This window comes from Xenorhabdus budapestensis, from assembly GCF_002632465.1.
GTDB classification, from domain to species: domain Bacteria; phylum Pseudomonadota; class Gammaproteobacteria; order Enterobacterales; family Enterobacteriaceae; genus Xenorhabdus; species Xenorhabdus budapestensis.
On the sequence record NZ_NIBS01000027.1, the window covers coordinates 15658 to 35334 of the forward strand.

16 protein-coding genes and 1 pseudogene are annotated in these 19677 nt (G+C 43.1%); 9 read left to right on the plus strand and 8 right to left on the minus strand.

Going from position 1 to position 19677, the window contains the following annotated elements:
• Positions 1-43 precede the first annotated feature (43 nt).
• On the minus strand, positions 44-1393 hold the full coding sequence (glpT, locus tag Xbud_RS16510) for a glycerol-3-phosphate transporter (RefSeq protein WP_099137115.1): 1350 nt from the start codon (positions 1391-1393) through the stop codon (positions 44-46).
• Positions 1394-2344: 951 nt separating this feature from the next.
• Here glpT and Xbud_RS16515 point away from each other — a divergent pair.
• Positions 2345-5506 (plus strand): thioester reductase domain-containing protein, encoded by a 3162-nt coding sequence (locus tag Xbud_RS16515; RefSeq protein ID WP_099137116.1) that lies wholly within the window; start codon positions 2345-2347, stop codon positions 5504-5506.
• Positions 5494-5694: an MbtH family NRPS accessory protein gene (locus Xbud_RS16520; RefSeq protein WP_047679202.1), complete on the plus strand. Its 201-nt coding sequence runs from the start codon at positions 5494-5496 to the stop codon at positions 5692-5694. Before Xbud_RS16515 ends, Xbud_RS16520 begins: the two co-directional genes overlap by 13 nt.
• 191 nt (positions 5695-5885) lie before the next feature.
• On the opposite strand, the gene Xbud_RS16525 is transcribed toward Xbud_RS16520, so the two are convergent.
• Positions 5886-6986 (minus strand): glycerol dehydrogenase, encoded by a 1101-nt coding sequence (locus Xbud_RS16525; RefSeq protein WP_099137118.1) that lies wholly within the window; start codon positions 6984-6986, stop codon positions 5886-5888.
• Between the two features lie 222 nt (positions 6987-7208).
• On the minus strand, positions 7209-7892 hold the full coding sequence (locus Xbud_RS16530; RefSeq protein ID WP_099137120.1) for a 7-cyano-7-deazaguanine/7-aminomethyl-7-deazaguanine transporter: 684 nt from the start codon (positions 7890-7892) through the stop codon (positions 7209-7211).
• Positions 7893-8062: 170 nt separating this feature from the next.
• Here Xbud_RS16530 and tusA point away from each other — a divergent pair, with 170 nt between their 5' ends.
• Positions 8063-8317 (plus strand): sulfurtransferase TusA, encoded by a 255-nt coding sequence (gene tusA, locus Xbud_RS16535; protein ID WP_099137121.1) that lies wholly within the window; start codon positions 8063-8065, stop codon positions 8315-8317.
• Positions 8318-8530: 213 nt separating this feature from the next.
• Here tusA and Xbud_RS16540 read toward each other — a convergent pair whose 3' ends face one another.
• From Xbud_RS16540 to rsmD, 4 genes are all read right to left on the minus strand, one after another.
• Positions 8531-10804 carry a zinc/cadmium/mercury/lead-transporting ATPase gene (locus Xbud_RS16540; RefSeq protein WP_099137122.1) on the minus strand — a complete coding sequence of 758 codons (2274 nt, stop codon included), beginning with the start codon at positions 10802-10804 and terminating at the stop codon, positions 8531-8533.
• A 256-nt stretch (positions 10805-11060) separates the two neighbouring features.
• Entirely contained in the window at positions 11061-11687 is a 627-nt protein-coding gene (locus Xbud_RS16545) for a lysoplasmalogenase (RefSeq protein ID WP_099137124.1), read from the minus strand.
• Positions 11688-11822: 135 nt separating this feature from the next.
• Positions 11823-12092 carry a DUF1145 family protein gene (locus Xbud_RS16550; protein WP_099137126.1) on the minus strand — a complete coding sequence of 90 codons (270 nt, stop codon included), beginning with the start codon at positions 12090-12092 and terminating at the stop codon, positions 11823-11825.
• 41 nt (positions 12093-12133) lie between these two features.
• A complete protein-coding gene (gene rsmD, locus Xbud_RS16555) occupies positions 12134-12712 on the minus strand; it encodes a 16S rRNA (guanine(966)-N(2))-methyltransferase (RefSeq protein WP_099137128.1) in 579 nt (192 codons plus the stop codon).
• A gap of 342 nt (positions 12713-13054) precedes the next feature.
• On the opposite strand from rsmD, the gene ftsY reads away from it, so the two are divergent.
• From ftsY to Xbud_RS16585, 6 genes and pseudogenes are all read left to right on the plus strand, one after another.
• Complete coding sequence (gene ftsY, locus Xbud_RS16560) at positions 13055-14473, plus strand: signal recognition particle-docking protein FtsY (RefSeq protein WP_099137130.1); 1419 nt, start codon at positions 13055-13057, stop codon at positions 14471-14473.
• Positions 14474-14479: 6 nt separating this feature from the next.
• Positions 14480-15145: a cell division ATP-binding protein FtsE gene (gene ftsE / locus Xbud_RS16565; protein ID WP_099137131.1), complete on the plus strand. Its 666-nt coding sequence runs from the start codon at positions 14480-14482 to the stop codon at positions 15143-15145.
• Complete coding sequence (gene ftsX, locus Xbud_RS16570) at positions 15138-16118, plus strand: permease-like cell division protein FtsX (protein ID WP_099137132.1); 981 nt, start codon at positions 15138-15140, stop codon at positions 16116-16118. The genes ftsE and ftsX overlap by 8 nt, the downstream gene beginning before the upstream one ends.
• A gap of 213 nt (positions 16119-16331) precedes the next feature.
• Positions 16332-17186 (plus strand): RNA polymerase sigma factor RpoH, encoded by an 855-nt coding sequence (gene rpoH, locus Xbud_RS16575; RefSeq protein ID WP_099137134.1) that lies wholly within the window; start codon positions 16332-16334, stop codon positions 17184-17186.
• A 189-nt stretch (positions 17187-17375) separates the two neighbouring features.
• Positions 17376-17513: pseudogene (locus Xbud_RS16580) on the plus strand (GntP family permease); the annotation flags it as partial.
• A 41-nt stretch (positions 17514-17554) separates the two neighbouring features.
• Positions 17555-18715 (plus strand): glycerate kinase, encoded by a 1161-nt coding sequence (locus tag Xbud_RS16585; protein ID WP_099137135.1) that lies wholly within the window; start codon positions 17555-17557, stop codon positions 18713-18715.
• Positions 18716-18815: 100 nt separating this feature from the next.
• Here Xbud_RS16585 and Xbud_RS16590 read toward each other — a convergent pair whose 3' ends face one another.
• Positions 18816-19118, minus strand: coding sequence for a helix-turn-helix domain-containing protein (locus Xbud_RS16590; RefSeq protein ID WP_099137136.1), 303 nt, complete (start codon positions 19116-19118; stop codon positions 18816-18818).
• Positions 19119-19677 lie beyond the last annotated feature (559 nt).

A 19677-nucleotide genomic window follows, 5' to 3' on the forward strand; every position in this document is an offset into this window, starting at 1 on the left:
TGCGAATGATATGGTTATTAATCAACGTATTTCAGTTATATTATTAACCTTGGCGAGCCATTTCTTGCTTGTGTTTGTTTTCACTTATCATAACAAACAGCAATAGAATAACGGACAGGATGCTACCACCGACCATGATCATAAAGCCGCCATCCCAGCCTGCGAAGTCAACGGTGTAACCGACAATGGCGCTGGCTGCTACCGAGCCACCCAAATAGCCAAACAGGCCAGTAAAGCCAGCCGCAGTACCTGCTGCTTTTTTTGGTGCTAATTCAAGGGCATGTAGTCCTATCAGCATAACAGGGCCGTAAATCAAGAAGCCAATCACCAGCATACAGATCATATCAACAGTCGGATTACCTGCCGGGTTCATCCAGAAGACAATAGTGGCGATGGTAACAAGTGTCATAAAGAAGACACCAGTAGCACCACGGTTGCCTTTGAACACCTTGTCAGACATCCAGCCGCACAGCAACGTACCAGGGATACCTGCGTATTCATACAGGAAGTAAGCCCAGGAAGATTTATCCAGTGCGAAGTGCTTAACTTCTCTCAGGTAAGTTGGTGACCAGTCAAGAATACCGTAACGCAGCAAGTAAACGAATACGTTGGCAACCGCAATCATCCACAGTAGTTTGTTAGGCAGAACGTACTGCATGAAAATTTCTTTTGCAGTCAGTTCACTTTCATCTTTTTCTGTGTAATCAGGTGGATAGTCGTTTTTGTACTCTTCGATTGGTGGTAAACCACAGGATTGTGGGGTATCACGCATCAGAGCGAAGGTGATCATGGCAACTAGGATAGCCGCAAATGCAGGCATATAGAGAGCCGCTTTCCAGTCATTGAACCATGCCATACCTAGGAGGAATAGCAATGGTGGCAAACCACCGCCAACGTTATGGGCGCAGTTCCAGATAGAAACAATCCTGCCACGCTCTTTTTGTGACCACCAATGAACCATAGTACGGCCACAAGGAGGCCATCCCATACCCTGGAACCAGCCGCACAGGAACAGCAGAACAAACATGATAGCAATGCTTGAAGTTGCCCACGGCACAAAGCCCATAAATAACATTACGGCTGCTGCAAGTATCAAACCCGCTGGCAGAAAGATACGTGGGTTGGAACGGTCGGACACGGAACCCATAATGAACTTTGAGAATCCGTATGCGATTGAAATACCCGATAGAGCGAAACCAAGGTCACCTCTGGAAAAGCCTTGTTCTACCAAATACGGCATTGCCAGAGCAAAATTTTTCCTCACCAAATAATAGGCAGCATATCCAAAGAAAATCCCTATAAAAATTTGCCAGCGCAAGCGACGATAGAATGGATCTATTTCTTGCGCAGGCAACCGGGTTTTGTGGGACGCCGGCTTAAAAATACTTAACATGTTTGTCTCCACATGACTATTAGTATGGATAGTATGGACTAGTATGAGCGAATCACCACAGCTTACTAGTGATAAGCAGTAAACGAAAATTCGAATTGATTTTTTCTATATCGAAGAAAATAACAGCTAAAACAGACTCATACATCTGTAAGGTATCGATAACATATAGATATAATTTCGCATTGTTCGTAATTTTGAGCGATTTATGGATTTTTTGAAATATATTTTATTTTTATTATCGTGATTTACGTCACAATTAAAGATGTTTGTTTGTTATTTTTGAGCGTTTTTAGTTCGTTTATGTTCTTTCGCACATAACGGACTACTATTGTTGAGGGAATTCGGAAGGTGCTTTAATCATATATGTCATTTACACAAGTATAAAAATTCTTAAACATATAGAAATAAATTGGCAGTGATATTTTCGCTTGTATTGTTTTTAGTTGATAACTATTTCTGTATCGTGTTTTTTTATTTAGCTATGGGAGCTATTTTTATTTACATGCTTGACGTTTTTTATAACACAGTTACAAATAAAATGTTTGAATTTCTATTCGGAAATAATAGATATTACCACAAATAGTTATTCATATTCATGAGATGGGTTTTCATGAAGACATGAATAGTTATTTATAAAATAAAACACAATAATATCAAAGCGATGAAGTGGTGTATAAGGCGTAATACACTCTATTCGTTAATAAGGATCCTATCCATTTATGGGTTGATTGTTTAATTAATAAAAAATTGTAAAAAATATTAATTAATTAGTTGTTAAGTTTTTATGATACTTTTTGAAGTTTATTTTTTTAATTCAGTTAAAGTCAACATAAGGTATTTGGAGTAGCCCGATGTGGACAATAGCTGAAATTTATTGACTAACAGCAAAAATATCTCCATTCGTCATAAAAAATGATGAAATAAAATGGAGAACAGAATGAGAACATCATTATGAATACTTACACACACAAGGCAATATTACACACAGCATTTACTGGGCAAAAATCTTCATTCTCCAATAATCCTGATATTAATGGCAATAATATCAGTTACATGGAAAAGAAACTTCAACCATGGTTTGATAATGTACCATCTCGATTAGCAAAACTGGCAAAAACCATGCCGAATGACACTGCTGTCTCGGATCAACATGGAACGTTGGCATTTGGTGAATTACAGAAACGGGTCATGAATGCAGCAAATGTTTTGCGTTGCAATGGTGTCACAATGGGAAGTAATGTTGCTATTGCAGCCGAGAGAGGTATTCCATGGTTTATCACTATACTGGCGGCCTGGCAACTTGGAGCAGTGTACATTCCCCTCAATACCATGATGCCAGAAAAGCGTTTGAACGATATTCTCGCCAGTTTACCGGAAAGTATTTTGGTATCTGATGATACAGTATCAATGGGACTGAAAGCATCAACACATATTCCTTTGGAACTCCTTTCAAATACTGGCGGGAAAGTAACAGAACGTATTGATATTCCTGAGTTGGGTGATCATCCAGCCTACGTGATGTTCACCTCCGGCTCTACCGGGCTACCAAAAGCTGTACAGGTACAGCATGACAATCTAGCGGCCTGTTTGTGTGCATTTGGGAAATTACTGTCAGTCAATCAAAACGATCGCATGCTTGCACTGACAACTTTCTCTTTTGACATTTCATTGGTCGAGTTGCTGTTGACTGTTGTTCATGGCGGCAGTATCTACATTACATCAATCGATACCCAACGTGACGCGATGGCGTTGTCTCAGACACTGTCTGATCCTCAATTTACACTTGCTCAGGCAACACCAGTCACCTGGTCAATGGCTTTGAATGCAGGCTGGGAACCTCGCTCAGATATGAGTATGATTTGTGGAGGAGAGGCTCTGTCACAAGATCTGGCGGATCAACTGACCGCATCTGGTGGAACTTTATGGAATGCTTATGGCCCGACGGAAACTACAATCTGGTCGACAGCATTCTGTATGAGAAAAGGGGATAAGGTGCAATTAGGTGGGCCAATTCCCGGCACCAGTATCACAATTGTGGATAAGTATTTATGCCCTGTACCTAAAGGAACTGTAGGAGAAATCCTGATTGGTGGGTTGGGTGTGACAGCAGGATACCGCAACAATCCCACTGAAACCGCTAAACGATATGTTCCTGATGTAAAACAAAAAGGTAGAAGGGCGTATCTGACCGGTGATATGGCACGTATGCTTGAAGATGGTTCTCTCATTTATATGGGAAGACAGGATGATCAGGTAAAAGTACGTGGTTACCGTATTGAATTGGGTGAAATAGAAATTGCGTTGAGAAAACAAAGTGGTGTCCAGGATGCCATCATCCGTGTGGCAGGAAGCGGTGATCTTGCCAGGATACAGGCATTCGTCTTGTTTGACCCTAATATGGTTGTACCTGATGAGTGGGTTCGGGAGACTCAGGTAGCATTAAGGGAACGCCTGCATGAAGCCTGGATACCTACTGAATATTATCGTATCCCTTATATCCCTTTGACGAGCAGTGGCAAGCGAGATAGAAAGCGTCTGGAAGAAGTGGCAGAACGTCTGAATGCCAGCTACGACATTGTGCAGCCTCAGACAGAAACCGAAAAACGGGTTTATGCTATCTGGCGCGATCTGTTGGCAGTCGACACCTTTGGTATTACGGATGATTTCTTCCAGATTGGCGGGCATTCCATCTTGGTTGCCCGTATGGTGGAGCATCTTGAAAAAGCATTCTCACTCAGGATCCCTATTTCTGGTATCTATGTTGAACCCACTATCGCCAGAATTTCGGCCATTCTGGATGAAATGATCGAGGTACAGAAAAGTAATCCGGCTCAGCTTGCAGGAAATTATCACAGTGAAGCGCTTATCCAGCAACATGCAGAAACACTGAGAAAAGACGTTTACCTGAAAGAGAGTGTACGCCCGGATGGTTTACCTCATGCAAACTGGTATAAACCTGATACCGTATTGCTGACGGGAGCTACCGGATATCTTGGCCTGCATTTACTGGAACAATTGCTGAAACAGACTTCGGCTCAAGTTATCTGTTTGTGCCGTGCTGCTGATGAAAGACATGCGCGTGACAGGATCAAGGCTGGTTTTGTGAATTACCAGATTGATGTGGGTAATGAGCTTGATCGCGTAGATTTTGTGATAGGAGATTTAGGGCAGCCTCGTTTCGGTCTGTTGCCGGAAACCTGGGAGAAACTTGCGCAAGATGTTGACGTAATTTATCACAATGGTGCGTTGGTTAACTTCATTTATCCTTATAGTGCACTGAAAAGTATTAACGTTGATGGCACCAGAACCGCACTGGAATTTGCCTGTACTTCACGCTTGAAACACTTCCATTATGTTTCTTCCGTGAATGCCTTGTTTGCGACTGAATCACCTCGTCCATTTATGGAAGATGATCGTGCTATGAGTGAAACCGTACGTGATCCTTCCGGTTATTCCGGCAGCAAGTGGGTATCAGAAGGGATCATCAACATTGCCCGTAATCGGGGTGTGCCAGTGAGTATTTATCGTCCCGGTTTGATCCTTGGGCATACTCGTACAGGTGCTGCACAGGGGAATGATTATCTTATCGCATCCCTGAAAGGTTATCTGGCAATGGGATTCTACCCTGACCATGCGTTGCTGCTTGATATTATACCGGTTGATTATGTTGCTGAGTCATTGGTGCATATCTCTAAACAGCCTGAATCTGCCGGGAAATTTTTCAACTTGTTTAACCCTGTACAAGTCTCTATCCGGCAGTTCTTCGATTGGGTGCAGGAATTTGGTTATATCCTCAATCCAGTGCCATTCAACGAAGGGAAAGAGAAAATTCTTGCTTTGGATGACTCTCATCCGCTGTATCCACTGATTCCGTTGATTCGGGATATGGCAGAGAAACCTTATCGTGCATTGGATCCTGCTTATATTCATGAAATCCAGCCAGAGTTAGAGTTGAAACAGACAATGGCAGCATTGGAAGGAACAAATATTCAGTGTCCGGTAATTACATCTGAATATGTCCACCAGGTATTGCGTTATTTGATAGGTATTGGATTCCTGCCACGGGTACTGTCAGAAAGCTACAAACAGGAGGCTTTATCATGCAGCAACTAACAGGAAATGAAACTGAGGTTTGGATGGTTGTTATCAACATTAAAAAGCAGTACTCGATTTGGCCTGATGAATCTCTGATCCCAATTGGTTGGATGGCAACGGGTAAGAAAGGTTCTAAGGAAGAGTGTCTTAACCATATTGCGAGTATATGGCCAGAACCAACAAAACAAGTCGTTGATGTCCATTAAGAATGATGGATGAACGTGAATAGATAATATTATTTTATGGAGGGCATGGTCTTGAGAGGCCATGCCCATTTATTTTCCCGTCATTTTCTTTTACTTCCTTTCGGCTATGAAAAGACGTTCAAGAAGTAGTGACAGCTCTCACATAAAATCAGAGCGGGGAAACCCGCTCTGAAACTGATGGCACTGCCTCATCAATACAACCAATCTTTACCCATTCGATCTGCTGCCAGAATTGCAGCGTAGACTTGTTCTGGGGTTACGGTAAATGGCATATTGTGAATGGTTTCCCCTTCAGCACAACTAGTTATAGCAACCTGCATTATTTTTTTGTGTAGGTTCTCATTCTCTCGTAGGCCAAGTTGCTCTAGTGTAACCGGGAGGCCGACTTGTACACAGAAATCGAGTACTGTTTCTAACTCTTCACTTGGGCTATTTTCCAATATCAGTTGTGTTAACGTGCCGAATGCCACTTTTTCACCGTGATACAGATGGTGGCACTCTTCCAGCGTGGTAAAACCATTGTGAATGGCATGGGCAGCGGCAAGCCCCGCGCTTTCAAAACCAATTCCACTATGGTAAGTGTTGGCTTCAATAATATTTTCAACTGCGGGTGTCATGACTCCGGCCTCTACTGCCAGCTTCGCTTTAAAACCTTCTGCCAGCAAAGTGTCATAGCACAGTTTTGCCAGAGTCAGCCCGGTTAGAGAAGTTCCGCCACCAGCCATGGTCAGGTTATGGGCTGTACTGCTGGCACGTGCTTCAAAATAGGTCGAGAGAGCATCTCCCATACCAGATACAAATAGGCGAACAGGGGATTTGGCAATAATACTGGTGTCTACCAACACAATATCGGGGTTTTTGGGGTAGAGTAAATAACCATCAAATTTTCCCAATTCTGTGTATAAGACGGAAAGCGCACTGGTAGGGGCATCTGTTGAAGCAAGAGTCGGAGAAAGAACAGTCGGCAATTTCGCTTCGTGTGCCACTGCCTTAGCGGTATCAAGCGTTTTTCCACCACCAATCCCAATCACCGCCTGACACTGGTTATTTGATAAAATGGCTGACAGGCGTTGTATTTCACTACGGCTGCATTCACCGTTGAAAACTTCAAAATGGCTGGTTACCTGGTGTTCTTTCAGGCTTTTGCTGACGGTATCTCCAATGAGATTCATCACAAAATTATCAGCAATCACGAAAACATGGTCAGCAAGTATTTTAGTATATTGACCGATGTGGGATATCGCATCTGGTCCTTGGATATATTTGGATGGAGACTGGATCACTTTCAGCATAAGACATATTCCTTCTTCACTGGAAACCTGATATGGACTGTCACAACGTTGGTGTGTGGCAGGTTATTAGTGGTTTCGGATAAAAGTATTTGTTTGCCTGTCCGCCACCACTATACGACAAAATATACTGGTAGGTGATGTGCAAAAGCAGGAAATGAGGGATTTATGAGGAAAAACTGCAAGGAAATTTGCGCCCTGATTAACTTAGGACGCAATGCTGTTTTAATTGGTTTTAACCAATGTCTTATCTGTTGAATATGAGAAAAAGAACTTAAGAATAAGATTCAGCAAGATACCATAAGCGGGCAGGAAAAAGAGCATGCAAATAAACAGCTTAAATGCGTAATCTACTAATGCAATCTCTACCCAATGTGTCGCCATAAACGCATCGGTGCTGCGATAGAAAGCAATAAAGAAAAATGCCAGTGTATCAAGCATATTACCGAAAAACATGGCAGCAGCCGGTGCTATCCACCACCGCTGTTTTTGACGCAGACGGTTGAAAACCCCGACATCTAATATCTGACCAAGTACATAAGCCATAAAACTTGCTGCTGCGATGCGGGCAACAAACAAGTTAAACGTTCCTAAGGATGAAAATCCTTGCCATGTCCCCTGAAAAAACAGCGCAGAGATAAGGTAGGAGATCAACAAGGCCGGAAACATAACTGTCATGATAATCCGTCGTGCTAATGGAGCACCATAAATTCGCACTGTTAAATCTGTTGCCAGAAAGATAAAGGGAAATGTAAATGCTCCCCAAGTGGTATGAAAACCGAAAATAGAGACGGGCAACTGTACCAGATAATTACTGGAAGTAATGATCAGAATATGAAAAAGAGAAAGCCAGAATAACACAGATGCTTTCTGCTGCGTGGTTATTTGCTGCGTAGTTAATTGGAACATATTGTACCTTTTTGCTGAATGGGGTGAGGGAACCCAGAAACCAATTTTCCCTAAATAATCAGGGGAAATGGATCATACGCGGGCTGAACAACAAAAGCAAAAAGCAGTGATTGGCGATATTATGTAATATAATTTGTCGCCATAGATTGTTTGAACTCACAGAGATTGTTATGTCCGATTTTTTTGCTAACCCTGATAAAACGCTTGATACGCAGGGATTGCGTTGCCCGGAGCCGGTGATGATGATACGTAAAACTGTCCGTCATATGGATGCAGGGCAGACGTTATTAATCATTGCTGATGATCCGGCGACGACTCGCGATATTCCCGGTTTCTGCCGTTTTATGGAACATACGCTGATTGCTCAGGAGACGGCGAAAGCGCCATATAGATATCTAATCCAAAAAAATGAAAATATTGCATGATGAACTGGTAGAAAAATAAACCCGTACTAAACTTATCAGTGTGGGACTTGGAAATGTTTATCATCTCACTAAGTGCCATATTTCCTTTTGTCTTAATAGCAATCTTGAGTAACTGTAGTGTTATTTTGAAAAGGTGCTTCCTTTGCACCTTTTCAATTTGTTTTCTTCATTTTTATGGGTTGTTAAATATTTTATAAACTATAAGGTTTACCACTATTTCTGGGATTTAACCCGCAGCAACCGAATAGCATTTGCTGTCACCAATGCTGTAGCACCTGAATCCGCTAATACGGCCATCCATAACCCCGTGATCCCCAATAGGCTGGTGACCAGGAATATCACCTTCAAACCTAATGCGATAGTGATATTTTGACGGATATTGTAGTGTGTTGCCCGCGACAGAGTGATAATTTCTGTCAAACCCGTTAAACGATTGTGTGTCAGTGCAGCATCGGCTGTTTCCAGAGCGACGTCAGTACCACTGCCCATCGCTACCCCAATACTGGATGCTTTCATAGCAGGAGCATCGTTGATGCCATCACCGACCATCATTGTGTTGTGCTTTTCATTGAGCCGCATTACCGCTCTGACTTTGTCTTCCGGCAGCAGTCCTGCTCGATAATCAATACCTAATTGACCCGCAATCGCAGCTGCCGCACGAGGGTTATCACCGGTCAGCATCACAGCATTGACACCTTGTTGCTTCAGAGATTGAATAGCTTCAATAGCATCCTGACGTAAAGTATCCTGCATAGCAATCAGGCCAATAAATTGCTCACCTTGTACCACTGCAACCGCTGTTTTTCCGCTATCTTCCAGTTCAATAACCCGCTGTTTCCATTTTGAGGATAAAGTATTTTCAGGGAGTCGTTCTGGTGCTGCGACCAGTATTTTTTGCCCTGATAATTGTCCTTCAACCCCGATACCTGCCAGGGCTTTACGATTTTCCGCTTCAATAACAGTGACGCCTTTACTTTCTGCCTCATTAAGAATGGCTTTGGCCAATGGATGATGGGAACCACTTTCTACGGCACCTGCCATAGCCAGTAATGTTTTCACACTCATATTTTCTACAGGTTCAATATCAGTGACTTGAGGTTTCCCTTCGGTCAGCGTGCCTGTCTTATCCAGTGCAATAGTAGTGACTACACCGAGTTGTTCTAACGCAGCACCGCCTTTGATGAGTGCTCCACGTCGGGTTGCGGCTGCGAGTGCAGAAGTAATGGCTGCGGGAGTTGAGATAACCAGTGCACAGGGGCAACCAATTAACAACAGGGTAAGACCGCGATAGATCCAAGTATCCCATGGCTCAGAAAAAAATATAGGAGGTATTATCATGACCAGTGCAGCGAGCAAAATAATCAGCGGCATATAAATGCGGCTGAATTTATCAATGAAACGTTCAATCGGTGCCCGGTGTTCTTCTGCTTCTTCAATTAGTTGCAGAATACGGTCAATGGCATTGTGTCCGGGTTCGGACATGACTTTCATTTGCACCGCGCTATCAACAGAAAGAGATCCTGCTGCGACTTTTTCTCCCTGCTTGCGTTCAACAGGGATAGATTCACCTGTCAGAGCACTTTCATCGAAACTGGCGAACGAGTTAAGAAGCTTAGCATCAGTGGGTAAACGGGCACCAGGAGCAATTTCGATGATATCGCCTGGACGTAACTCGGCAGCAGGAACCGTTTTCTTTCCGCCATTTGTTACGAGTAGTGCTTGTTCAGGCACTAATTCCATCAAGGCACTGACACCATGGCGGGCACGACCTGCGGCATAAGATTCTAGAATTTCTCCTAGTCTGAACAGCAAAATCACCATTGCAGCTTCTGAAGTAGCATTGATGAACAGCGCACCAATAGCCGCCACACTCATTAATGATTCAATAGCAAAAGGTGTTCCGGATCGAAACAATTTGATGGCTTTGGTTGCAATGGGATATAACCCAATCAACACCGTTATAATGAAAGCAATCTGTCCGGCAGGTGCGCTAATTTTCGCAATGCCTGCGCTGATAATCATTAATACAGCAAGAGTGAGGATTGGGGAGAATGTTTTCCAGAAGCTCGTCGTTGGTGGTGGGGAGAGCTTAGAAGTTGAGTCAGTTTCTTTGATTTCAAAACCAGCTTTTTTGACCGCTTGGACAACGGCAGCGCGAATATCGGAATCAGCATCTACGACCAGCTTTTCTGTTGTGAACAGCACTTTGACCTGTTTGGCTTCAGGAATTTTTTTCACGGCATTTTCAATTTTTCCTGCACAGCTTGGGCAGTCCATGCCATGAATAACCCAGTTGAAACGCTGGTTGGCAGTGAGCTCAGGAGGTGTTGTATCTTGTGTGACATGAGCGTGATCGAGTGAGCAAGAACCACCATGATGTGAATGTTTACTTACATTCTTAATGCTGGCAGAACCTTGAAGGACTCTCTTTGGGGAGGAGATAGAGCCACTTTGTAATTGTTTATGTTTTTTAAAAATAGAGAACATAATGGCCTCTCAATGATGTTAATTCAGGTTGATTACTATTAACTCTACACTTTGGAGTTGACTCCAGAGTCAAACCCTAAAAGAGAAATTTTTTGGGTGAATTGTGCTATCTGATGTTAGGAAGATTGGGAAGAATGGTTGGAATAGCCGGGAAAAATTATCCATTCTCTCCTTTTTCTGTGAACTTTTGTGAATGGTTGGGGCTAACATTTCGCTCACCAAAGGTGAGCGAAATAAATAATATCTCAGTACAGAATTAAACAATTAGTGAACGAATAATCAAAAAATGTCCAATAAAACGACAGGTTATCACGATTGCTTTTGATAATTTAAAAGGGAAACGATATTGGTCAATAATACTAATACTGTGTGCAAGGAGTAGTAAAATGGCTCCAGCCACGGCGGAGAAACGACTTGCATTGCTGAGTGCAAAATATTGTTCTCCTGCAACCCAAACCATGATGAGCACCATTATCCAGGTATCCAACACTCGCCAACGTAAGGTATCGAGACGTCTCCAGACAATAAACATGACCACGATGCCGACAACCAGCAAGATCAATGGCAATGGGAAGAAGAAACTGAACCCCATATGTAAGGCAAAGCTGATTGTATAAAGCAAGTAACTCAGGAACAACGCGATAAATGAGAATAGTAAATACTTACTGGGGAGTATTCGGAGTGAGTCAGAAAGCAAGGAAACAATAAGACCGGCAATAATGAGATAGCCTGTTGCTTCGAGATTTGGTGCCTGAAATGCCCATAATAGTAGAAGTAACATCGTAACAGGGTAAAACACCCATTGTTGCCATCTGATGCCACGATAGGCCGCATCAATGTATAACCATCCAGAGAAAAACACCGCAAGAAATGGCCAACTCATATTTTTCCTTTCCTTAAATGTTCAATGCCTGTTTTATCAGGCATTGCTGTTTATGATGGGGTGAAGTGAGAGTACCAATTTTAATTCGATATTAACGATACAACCTGAAATCTATAGGGCATAAAATATAATTTGTTATTTTTTCTTCAGACGTATTTTTTTCTGCCAGGTCAATAATTCAAATACGCCAAAAAAGAAGATTTTAGCCTGTAACAGGCCGGAAAGTTTTTGGTCTTTAGGCTGAGAATGTTTTAGCAATAGCAGTTGGAAAGCATGCATAACCACCGTAAAGACCATAGCGATATCCATAAAGTATTTCAATGGCTTAGGAAAAGGGTGAATCAGATTGAGGATCATGATACCCCAAACACAAACCATAATTGCTCTTCCTAATTGAATAAACATTATCAACTCCAGAATCGTATTTAAGTAGGCCAAGCCGCAGTTTACTGGCGGCGAATATACAATCGGTATGCAACTTGCCCGGCAATTTTTTCCCGGTGTAAGTGCCAGTTTGTAGGAACTTCTGTTGCGGCAGATTCAGATTCTGCTTCGACATAAACCCAACTCACCTCAGCCAGCCATCCGTTGGTTTCCAGTAAATTGATAGTTTCTGTCAGCATTCCTTTGCGGAAGGGAGGATCAAGGAATACTACATCAAAAGGCGTGCCAGGCTGATTGAGATATTGCAGCGTATTGCCTTGTACAACATTGCCGTTTTCTGCTTTCAATAAAGCTAAATTATTTGACAGTTGTTTTGCTACGTTGCGATCGTACTCAATCAAAGTAGTGTTGTTTGCATTGCGCGATAAAGCTTCAAATCCAAGGGCCCCACTGCCGGAAAAACAGTCCAGACAGCAAGCTCCTTGAATAACTGGCATTAACCAGTTAAACAATGTTTCGCGGACACGATCTGTAGTCGGACGTAATCCCTCACTATCTGGAACCGGTAATTTTCTTCCGCGCCATTTCCCGCCAATAATGCGGATTTGTCCTAAAGGTGTGCGCTGTGATTTTTTAGTCATAGTTTACATAACTTAAATATTTGTCATCGCTGTGGTGTGTAACTCCCCGTCTATTGGGTATAGGTGGCAGATACAAAAAGCGAAAATCAAGAAACCCATTGATTAATTTACCACGAAATCCTCAATAGAATATGTGTTGTGGTCTGATGAAAATGTTAGACTGGATTTTATCACCATTAGAACCTATCTCAGTAGGTGTAATTGTTAAAAATAAAGCGTCTATTGGGCTGGGTTCTTGGCTTATCCCTATATGAGTTAATCACCTGACAAAAGGTAAAGCAACCAGCTTAGTGGGATAGGTTGTTACAACGCCATAATTAACCGCGAGGAGTGTAGTGGCCGATGGCAAAAGAGAAAAAAAAAGGTTTCTTCTCTTGGTTCGGACTTGGTCGTCAGGAAAAGAAACAACTAGAAGAACAAATTGAAAAAGAAAAGTTAGTAGCGGAAGAAGCAGAGCAACAGCGTTTGGCAGAAGAAACGGCCCGTCGAGCAGCGGAAGAGGCGGAACAGCAGCGTTTGACAGAAGAAACGGCCCGTCGAGCAGCGGAAGAGGCGGAACAGCAGCGTTTGACAGAAGAAGCGGCCCGTCGAGTAGCGGAAGAGGCGGAACAGCAGCGTTTGGCAGAAGAAGCGGCCCGTCGAGTAGCGGAAGAGGCGGAACAGCAGCGTTTGGCAGAAGAAGCGGCCCGTCGAGCAGTGGAAGAGGCGGAACAGCAGCGTTTGGCAGAAGAAGCGGCCCGTCGAGCAGCGGAAGAGGCGGAACAGCAGCGTTTGGCAGAAGAAGCGGCCCGTCAAGTTGAAGAGCCAGCCGCTTTATCTAAAGAGCAGGAACGCCCGACCAAAGAAGGCTTCTTCGTCCGTCTGAAACGGAGTCTGGTAAAAACCCGCCAGAATTTGGGAGCCGGATTTTTCGGATTATTCCGTGGCAAAAAGATTGATGATGATTTGTTTGAAGAGCTGGAAGAACAGTTATTGATTGCGGATGTTGGTGTTGAAACAACTCGTAAGATTATCAATAGTTTGACTGCTCATGCCAGCCGTAAAGAATTGAAAGAGGCGGAAGCATTATACATAAAACTGAAAGAAGAAATGTCCGGTATTCTGGCAAAAGTTGATAGGCCGTTGGAAATTGAAGACAAATCACCTTATGTCATCCTGATGGTCGGCGTGAATGGCGTTGGTAAAACCACCACGATTGGTAAATTGGCACGCCAATATCAATCTCAGGGGAAATCCGTCATGCTGGCTGCGGGGGATACTTTCCGCGCTGCGGCAGTAGAACAATTGCAGGTTTGGGGTGAACGTAACAAGATCCCAGTGATTGCGCAGCATACTGGCGCGGATCCAGCGTCTGTTATTTTTGATGCCATTCAATCAGCTAAGGCTAAAGGTGTTGATATTCTGATAGCGGATACCGCAGGACGCCTACAGAACAAATCTCACCTGATGGAAGAGCTGAAAAAAATCGTGCGGGTAATGAAAAAGCTGGACGAAGAAGCGCCACATGAAATTATGCTGACTTTGGATGCCAGCACAGGCCAAAATGCCGTCAGCCAAGCTAAACTATTCCATGAGGCAGTTGGATTGACCGGTATTTCACTAACCAAATTGGATGGTACAGCGAAAGGAGGTGTTATTTTCGCTATTGCTGATCAATTTGAAATTCCGATCCGTTATATCGGTGTTGGGGAAGGCATTGAAGATCTCCGTCCATTTAAGGCTGACGATTTTATAGAGGCTCTTTTTAGCCGGGAGGATTAACTATCAATGATTCGCTTTGAACAGGTCAGTAAAGCCTATCTGGGAGGACGGCAGGCGCTGCAAGGGGTGGATTTTCACCTGCTTCCAGGAGAAATGGCGTTTTTAACCGGTCATTCAGGAGCGGGTAAGAGTACGCTTTTGAAACTTATTTGTGGTATCGAGCGTCCGAGTGCAGGTTATATCTGGTTTGGGGGGCATGATATCAGCCGACTGAAATCTCGTGAGATCCCATTTTTGCGCCGTCAGATCGGTATGATTTTTCAGGATCACCATCTATTGCTGGATCGTACCGTATACGAAAATATTGCAATGCCACTGATTATCTCAGGAGCCAGTGCTGAAGATATTCGTCGGCGGGTATCGGCGGCGCTGGATAAGGTTGGCTTGTTGGACAAAGCGAAAAACTTTCCCATTCAACTCTCTGGAGGAGAACAACAGCGCGTTGGCATTGCCCGCGCTGTTGTAAATAAACCGACTGTCCTGCTGGCAGATGAACCGACGGGGAATTTGGATGGTGAACTATCTGAGGGCATTATGCGCCTGTTTGAAGAATTTAACCGAGTCGGTGTGACGGTTCTTATGGCAACGCATGATACAGCCCTTATTGAGCGAAGAAATTACCGCATCCTGACGTTGAATCAGGGACGTATGCAAGGAGGACATCATGGTTAAGCATGTCCGTCATTCTGCGAAAAAAACAACGACTTCCAAACCCCGTTCCAAGTCATTAAAAGGGGGCTGGCGTGTACAATCACGTTATGCGTGGAAAAGTACCCTGTCGGATATGTTGCGCCAGCCACTGGCAACGTTATTGACCATCATGGTTATTGCTATCTCCTTGACACTGCCAAGCGTGTTTTACATTGTCTGGAAAAATGTTAATCAGGCGGTGGAACAATGGTATCCCGTGCCACAGCTTACGGTCTACCTTGATAAATCGTTGAATGATGTCAATTCCAATCAGTTGATTGACGAACTGAAAGTAATGGACGGTGTGAAATCGGTAAATTATTTATCCCGTGAAGAAGCTGTGAATGAATTTCGTGCCTGGTCTGGATTTGCTGGCGCATTAGATATGCTGGAAGAAAATCCATTGCCCGCGGTAGCGATTGTATCCCCTAAACTGGACTTTCAAAACTCACAAGCATTAACAACACTGCGTGACCGTGTAGCACAGTTGAAAGGCATTGAAGAAGTCAGAATGGATGATAGTTGGTTTGACCGCCTTACGGCTCTGGCTAACCTTGTTGGCCGAATTGCTGCGGTGATAGGCATTCTGATGGTAGTTGCCTTGCTATTGGTAATTGGTAACAGTGTTCGTTTAAGCATCTTTAGCCGTCGTGAAACCATTAATGTGATGAAACTGATTGGGGCAACAGATGGATTTATTTTGCGCCCGTTCCTCAATGGTGGGGCATTGTTGGGAATTCTGGGTGCAATTTTTTCATTACTTCTTTCGTACTTGTTAGTTTGGAAACTTTCCAGCATTGTCGCAGAAGTGGCCAGCGTTTTTGGTACAACCTTCAGGCTGTATGGACTGAGTTGGGATGAATCACTATTACTGATACTGCTTTCAGGTATGATTGGTTGGATTGCTGCATGGCTTGCGACTATCCAGCATTTACGTCGTTTCAGGCCAGAATAGGGCTATTTTGTTGGACATTAGATGAACTTTTTGGCTTAATTATGGTCGAAGAAACTGTTACTGATTTGTGTGCGTTTTCATACAATGCAGACAATTTGAATATGATTTCCACGATGGTAAAATAAGCGCATTTTTGGCTTGAACAAATTTTATTGATTGTTTCAGGTAAGTTCAAAAAACCATCAATTTGGTTCTTAGTTTGAGAGAATTTGAATGACAAAAGAAATGCAAACTTTAGCATTAGTTCCACAAGGTAGTTTGGAAGGGTACATCCGTGCTTCCAACGCTTATCCCATGCTCTCCGCAGAGGAAGAGAAGGAACTGGCGGAAAGGCTGCATTACCAGGGAGATCTGGATGCAGCAAAACAGCTGATTCTGTCTCATCTGCGCTTCGTTGTTCATGTCGCTCGCAGTTATGCTGGTTATGGTTTACCGCAAGCGGATTTAATTCAGGAAGGTAATATCGGCCTGATGAAAGCGGTTCGTCGATTTAATCCAGAAGTGGGCGTGCGTCTGGTGTCTTTTGCTGTTCACTGGATTAAGGCAGAAATCCATGAATATGTATTGCGTAATTGGCGTATTGTGAAAGTCGCAACAACAAAAGCGCAGCGTAAGTTATTCTTTAATTTGCGTAAGGCTAAACAACGTTTGGGCTGGTTCAATCAGGATGAAGTTGAGTTAGTAGCCAAAGAGTTAGGAGTGACCAGTAAGGATGTTCTGGAGATGGAATCTCGCATGTCAGCGCAGGATATGGCATTTGACATGTCATCGGATGATGACAGCCATGATAACCAACCCGCTCCAGTGCTGTTTTTGCAGGATAAGGCTTCTGATTTTGCGGATGGTATTGAAGAAGATAATTGGGAAAACCATGCTGCGGATAAACTTTCTGTAGCAATGGAAAAGCTGGATGAGCGTAGTCAGGACATTATCCGTTCCCGTTGGTTGGATGATGACAATAAATCTACTTTGCAAGAACTGGCTGATAAATACGGTGTATCCGCTGAACGGGTACGTCAATTAGAAAAGAATGCCATGAAAAAATTACGAATGGCGATTGAAGCCTAATGTAATTGACGAATGGCTGAGCATGAAGATTTTTTCATGCTGAATACATACACTAATGGATTAAAAGGCGATAATTTATTTATCGCTTTTTTTATTCCTGCTGTTTATGTGTGCAGTATGGCTTTCGTCAACTTCAGATTAAAGATGAAGACAATGGGGATAAGAACAAAATGACGACAGTTTCTGCGTTTTTTTCATGTGACAGGTGGCAGTGTATATATGCAGGTACATAATCGATTGAAATTACTGCTTTATGAAACACTGGTGGGTTTCACCATTGCTTTTATCTCAACCTTAATCTTTGGTGTATTTGATTTTACTGGCTAAATTTTTGTCGACCGGATACATAGGGGAGAGAGGAAATTGTTATGAAAATCGTGATTGCCCCAGATTCATTTAAAGAAAGCTTAAGTGCCTTACAAGTAGCAGAAGCGATAGAGCAGGGATTTCGGGAAATTCTTCCACAGGCTGATTACATCAAACTACCGATGGCCGATGGCGGAGAAGGTACAGTGGAATCGCTGGTGGCTGCGACAGGAGGGAAACGTATTACATGTGCAGTTACTGATCCTTTGGGGGGAACTATTGAAGCTTTTTGGGGACTGCTGGGCGATGGAAAAACCGCAGTCATAGAAATGGCAGCAGCTTCAGGTTTGCACTTAGTGCCGTTGGAACAACGCAATCCTTTGGTAACGACAACATATGGTACTGGAGAGCTGATCTTGGCTGCGTTGGAGCACGGAGTACAAAAGCTGATTTTAGGTATCGGTGGTAGTGCAACCAATGATGGTGGTGCAGGAATGATGCAAGCACTTGGGGCAAATTTACGGGATGGGGATAACCGCATTCTGCCATTTGGTGGAGCAGCATTAACACGGTTGGAAAGTATCGACCTTTCGGGTCTTGATCCCCGCCTCAAGCAACTGAGAATTACCATAGCTTGTGATGTAAATAATCCATTATGCGGTGAGTCCGGAGCATCTGCGGTGTTTGGCCCACAAAAAGGAGCGACACCAGAAATGGTTAAAATACTGGATTCAGCTTTATTCCATTACGGAATAAAAATTGAAGCGGCAACAGGCAGAAATGTGATCGATGCTGCGGGAGCAGGTGCTGCTGGAGGTCTGGGCGCTTCTTTACTGGGTTGTCTGGGCGCAAAATTACAATCAGGTATTGAGATTGTGATCGAGACTCTGAAGTTGGAAAAGATAATTCAGGGTGCAGATCTGGTTATTACTGGTGAAGGTCGTATGGATAGCCAGACCATATATGGCAAAACGCCTATTGGTGTTGCACGTATCGCCAAGAAGTTCGGTATTCCTGTTATCGCTTTAGTGGGAGGGATGAGCAAAGACTACCATATAGTACATCAACACGGTCTGGATGCTGTATTTTCTATTATTCCCGAAGTTTGCACGCTTGCTGATGCTCTGATTAATAGTGTTGATAATCTACAGGTATTGGCACGTAACATTGCGTCGGTTTGGAATATGGCTGCTATAGGTAAGAAAGCAGATGATAGCCATTGAAAGAATGGATAAATATTCGAGGGGAGTCAGAAGCCCCCATATTTTGGGGTTTGGCTCAAGCTTGATGGCAGGCTTCTGACGGGGGATTATTGTGACCCATTTAACAACCATTTTTCCCTATAATTGTTTCAGCCATGGGAATGTATTGAGTATCGAGTTTATTAACAAAATCTTCCTTGCTCTCCTCTCCAAAGCAGTCTTCAAAGAACCAAGAAATACGCGTCTCCAACTCCTTACTAATGGCAACCAAATGAGTGACATTAATTCGATTGGTTCCTCTTTCATAACGTGAAAGTTGTTGCTGACTAATGCCAATTTGTTTAGCTAATGCCGTTGCTGTGATACCCAACTCTTTCCTTTTATTTTGAATACGTTGTCCGATTAATAGGTTTGCATCTTCCATATCTTATCCTTTTGTTTTAAAATCAGTAAGTTATGGCGTTATCAAGGATAATTGCCCTAGAGCTTCAAAATGGCTCAACTTTACTTCGCCACTATGCGTAACATAAGGCATGCCTTGACGAGTTTAATACCGTTTACGGCATGTCCCATTGTTACACCTGATCCGCCGTTTTGTTTTCCGACGTGCGCCTTGTTTTTTTAATGGAGTAACCTTTCTTATTAACGTTTTGTAAAAAACAGAACCTTTACTGAGGCAAGGTGTACTCTTCCATGACGCAACCCACATTCTCTATTTTGTTGTTACCTTGCATCTTGCAACTACTTTCCCCCGCAATTGAGTAAAACAGCAGGCTATTTTCTTCATATGAGGAATAATGAATAGGTCTTTAAACGTTAATTTTTTTATTTTAATTCATTGATTTTAGAGGTATTTTTTAAATTAACTTAATGAAATTATTGGCATATTATTTATTTTCAATCAAATAGCCATTATTTGGTATTTATCTATTTTGTTAAGATCTTTCATGAGGTTAGAAACTAAACATTTTATATCAAACTGT